Raw genomic sequence first — 3881 nt, forward strand, 5'->3', positions numbered from 1 at the left:
TCGTGCTGGCCGGCGGCGTGGCCTTCGCCGTCATCCCGTCCGTCGGCAAAGGAAGTCCCGCACCGGACCCGCACAAAGCCGAGGTCGCCAAGGCGTTCACCGGGTGGCAGACCCTGTTGCAGAAGGATGGTGCCCCCGCCGCACCCGCCTGTACGTACGTCGCCGACGCACTCTTCTGCTCGGGCCGGGGGATCGGCATCGCGCGGATCGACCCCGCGACCGGCCACGTGGTCTGGTCACGGCCGACAGCCCTCGATGAAAAATGCTCCGCGCCCACGCCGTTGTCCGGAGGCCTGCTCGGCGTCGTCTCCGACGACGACCGCCTGCAGGCGTACGGAACCGACGGCACCCCCGGCTGGGACACGGGTACGTCCGAACGCCACGGCGGAGTACGGGAGGCGGACGACACGGTCCTGACCGGCGGTTCGGGCGTGGTGAAGGCCGTCGACAGCGCGACGGGGAAGCGCCGCTGGAGTCACGCGCTGCGCCATCACTCGACGCCGCGCTTCGGCCAGTACTCCCCGGAGTCCGGTCTCCTGCCCGTCTTCGAGAACTCGGCCGACGGAACCCGGACCCTTGTCAGCGCCCTGCGTCCCAGGAGCGGCGAGATCGCCTGGCAGAAGCGTCTGGACGGAGATCTCGTCCCCGTCGGCACGGGAGCCGACGGCGTGCTGGTCCTGCGGTCCGTGAGCCTCGACTCGCGCACCGACGCCGTCGTTCTCTACGACCCCGCCAAGGGGTCCACTCGCCGGATCTCCCTGCCTTCCCTGATGGACGAACCCAAGTTCGCCATGCAGGGCACCATCGTCTATCTGCTGACTCCGACGGGCCGACTGCTCGCCCTGAACACCGCCGCTCCCGGCGGTCGCGTCCTCTGGGAGCTGGAGACCGCCGCCAGCACCGTGTCCGTCCCCGTCGTCGGTCCCGGCGACCGGCTCTACTTCTCCGCCTCCGACGGGCGGCTGCTCGCCGTCGACACCGCGCGCGGCGCTCTCCTCGGGCAGACCGGGCCCCGGCTGCGGGACGGCAGGCTCGGGTACGCGACGACCGTCCCCGCGCCCGTCGTCGCCGGGGACCGGGTGTTCGGGACGGCGCCGGACGGGTCCGTCTTCGCGGTGGACGCGCGCGATCCGGCGGCCTGGTGAGTACGTACGCATGAGTGGGGGGAGCGGGTCCGGGACCCGCTCCCCCCACTCGTACAGCTCCTACCGGGCTCAGCCCAGCTTCGTCACGTCCCGGACCGCGCCCTTGTCCGCGCTCGTCGCCATCGCCGCGTACGCCCGCAGTGCCGCCGACACCTTGCGCTCGCGGTTCTTCGGCGCGTACACGCCGCCGAGGGCCTCGCGGCGGGCCGCCAGGGTGGCGTCGTCGACGAGGAGTTCGATCGAGCGGTTCGGGATGTCGATGCGGATGCGGTCGCCGTCCTCGACGAGCGCGATCGTGCCGCCCGAGGCCGCCTCCGGCGAGGCGTGGCCGATGGACAGGCCCGAGGTGCCGCCGGAGAAGCGGCCGTCGGTGACCAGCGCGCACGCCTTGCCCAGGCCGCGGCCCTTCAGGTACGAGGTGGGGTAGAGCATCTCCTGCATGCCGGGGCCGCCCTTGGGGCCCTCGTAGCGGATGACGACGACGTCGCCCTCCTTGACCTCCTTGAGGAGGATCTTCTGGACGGCCTCGTCCTGCGACTCGCAGACGACGGCCGGGCCCTCGAAGGTCCAGATCGACTCGTCGACGCCGGCGGTCTTCACGACGCAGCCGTCGACGGCGAGGTTGCCGTGCAGGACGGCCAGGCCGCCGTCCTTTGAGTAGGCGTGCGCGACGTCGCGGATGCAGCCGCCGGCCGCGTCCACGTCGAGGGCCTCCCAGCGCTCGGACTGGGAGAAGGCGGTCGCGGAGCGGACGCAGCCGGGGCCCGCGTGGAACAGCTCGACGGCCTCGTCGGACGGAGAGCCGCCGCGCACGTCCCAGGCGTCCAGCCACTCCTTGATGGAGCGGGAGTGGACGGAGTGGACGTCCTCGTTGAGCAGGCCCCCGCGGTACAGCTCGCCGAGGATGGCCGGGATGCCGCCGGCCCGGTGCACGTCCTCCATGTAGTACGTGCGGTCCTTGGCGACGTTCGGGGCGACCTTGGCCAGGCAGGGAACCCGGCGCGAGACCTCGTCCATGTCCGGCAGGCCGTAGTCGACCTCGGCCTCCTGGGCGGCGGCGAGCAGGTGCAGGATCGTGTTGGTGGAGCCGCCCATGGCGATGTCGAGGGCCATGGCGTTCTCGAAGGCGGCGCGGGTCGCGATCGAGCGGGGCAGGACGGAGGCGTCGTCCTCGTCGTAGTAGCGACGGGTGATGTCGACGACCGTGCGCGCCGCGTCCTCGTACAGCCCCTTGCGGGCGGTGTGGGTGGCGAGCAGCGAGCCGTTGCCGGGGAGGGAGAGGCCGATGGCCTCGGTCAGGCAGTTCATCGAGTTGGCGGTGAACATGCCGGAACAGGACCCGCAGGTCGGACAGGCGTTCTCCTCGATCCGGAGCATGTCCTCGTCCGAGATCTTGGGGTTCACGGCGTCGGACATCGCGTCGACCAGGTCGAGCGTGCGGACCGTGCCGTCGACCAGGACCGCGCGACCGGCCTCCATCGGGCCGCCGGAGACGAAGACCGTCGGGATGTTGAGGCGCAGGGCGGCCATCAGCATGCCGGGGGTGATCTTGTCGCAGTTGGAGATGCAGATCAGGGCGTCGGCGCAGTGCGCCTCGACCATGTACTCCACGCTGTCCGCGATCAGGTCGCGGGACGGCAGGGAGTAGAGCATGCCGCCGTGGCCCATGGCGATGCCGTCGTCGACGGCGATCGTGTTGAACTCGCGGGCGATGCCGCCGGCGGCGGTGATGGCCTCGGAGACGATCCGGCCGACCGGCTGGAGGTGGGTGTGGCCGGGGACGAACTCGGTGAAGGAGTTGGCGACGGCGATGATCGGCTTCCGGCCGATGTCCGCGCCGGGTACACCGGAGGCACGCATAAGGGCGCGTGCGCCCGCCATGTTGCGGCCGTGGGTGACAGTGCGGGACCTCAGCTCGGGCATCGTCGCTCGCTCCTCGTGATGGGTGTGCTTGCTTTCGAGCGTACGCCGACGCTCCAAGATCTGGACAGGGTGTCCGCAATGCGGGACAGGTGTTCAGCTTTCGGTCAGGTACCGCTGGAGCGTCGGGGCCACCTGCTCGACGATCCGCTCCGGATCCACCGAGGCCAGCGGCTCGACCTGGATCACGTACCGCATGATCACGATCCCCATCATCTGGGAGGCGGCCAGCTCCGCGCGGAAGCTCGGGTCCGGCACGTCGAGCTCGGCCGCGATCCGCTCCAGGAGCCGGCGCAGCACGAAGGTCCGCAGCACCTTCGCGGCCGCCTCGTGGGTGAGCGCGGAGCGGACGATCGCGAGGAGCGGGGCGCGGGACGCCGGGTTCTCCCAGACGCCGATGAAGAAGCGCGCGAGCCGCTCGCCGATGGCCTCGCGCGGGCCGCCGAGGATCGCCGGGACGACGGCCGTGGGCTCGAAGGAGACCTCGATGGCGGCGGCGAAGACCTCGTCCTTCGTGCCGAAGTAGTGGTGCACGAGCGCCGGGTCCACCCCGGCGGCCTTGGCGATGCCACGCACCGAGGCCTTGTCGTAGCCGCGCTCGGCGAACTGGGCGCGGGCCGCCTCCAGGATGCGTGTCCGGGCGCCCGGTCCGCTCTCCTCCTCGGTACGGGACGGGCGGCCGCGCCGGCGCGGCCGCCCGTCCCGTACCGAGGAGGACAGCGGACCGGGCGCCCGGACACGCATCCCGGAGCCGGCCCGCGCCCAGTTCGCCGCGCGCGGCTACGACAATGCCTCGGTGCGTGGCATCGCCAAGGC

3 protein-coding genes are annotated in these 3881 nt (G+C 71.7%); 1 reads left to right on the top strand and 2 read right to left on the bottom strand.

Annotated features, from left to right (window positions below; all coding sequences use genetic code 11):
- On the top strand, positions 1 to 1145 hold a 1145-nt coding region (locus CCN56_RS35090; protein WP_179200099.1), incomplete at its 5' end, for a PQQ-binding-like beta-propeller repeat protein.
- 69 nt (positions 1146 to 1214) lie between these two features.
- Here CCN56_RS35090 and ilvD read toward each other — a convergent pair.
- The gene (gene ilvD / locus CCN56_RS35095; protein WP_086831836.1) at positions 1215 to 3068 is read right to left on the bottom strand and encodes a dihydroxy-acid dehydratase; all 1854 of its coding nucleotides are present in this window, start codon (positions 3066 to 3068) and stop codon (positions 1215 to 1217) included.
- Positions 3069 to 3161: 93 nt separating this feature from the next.
- Positions 3162 to 3809: a TetR family transcriptional regulator gene (locus CCN56_RS35100; protein ID WP_086831837.1), complete on the bottom strand. Its 648-nt coding sequence runs from the start codon at positions 3807 to 3809 to the stop codon at positions 3162 to 3164.
- Positions 3810 to 3881 lie beyond the last annotated feature (72 nt).

Source organism: Streptomyces sp. NRRL B-24572 (assembly GCF_002156145.1).
Taxonomy (GTDB): Bacteria; Actinomycetota; Actinomycetes; order Streptomycetales; family Streptomycetaceae; genus Streptomyces; species Streptomyces vietnamensis.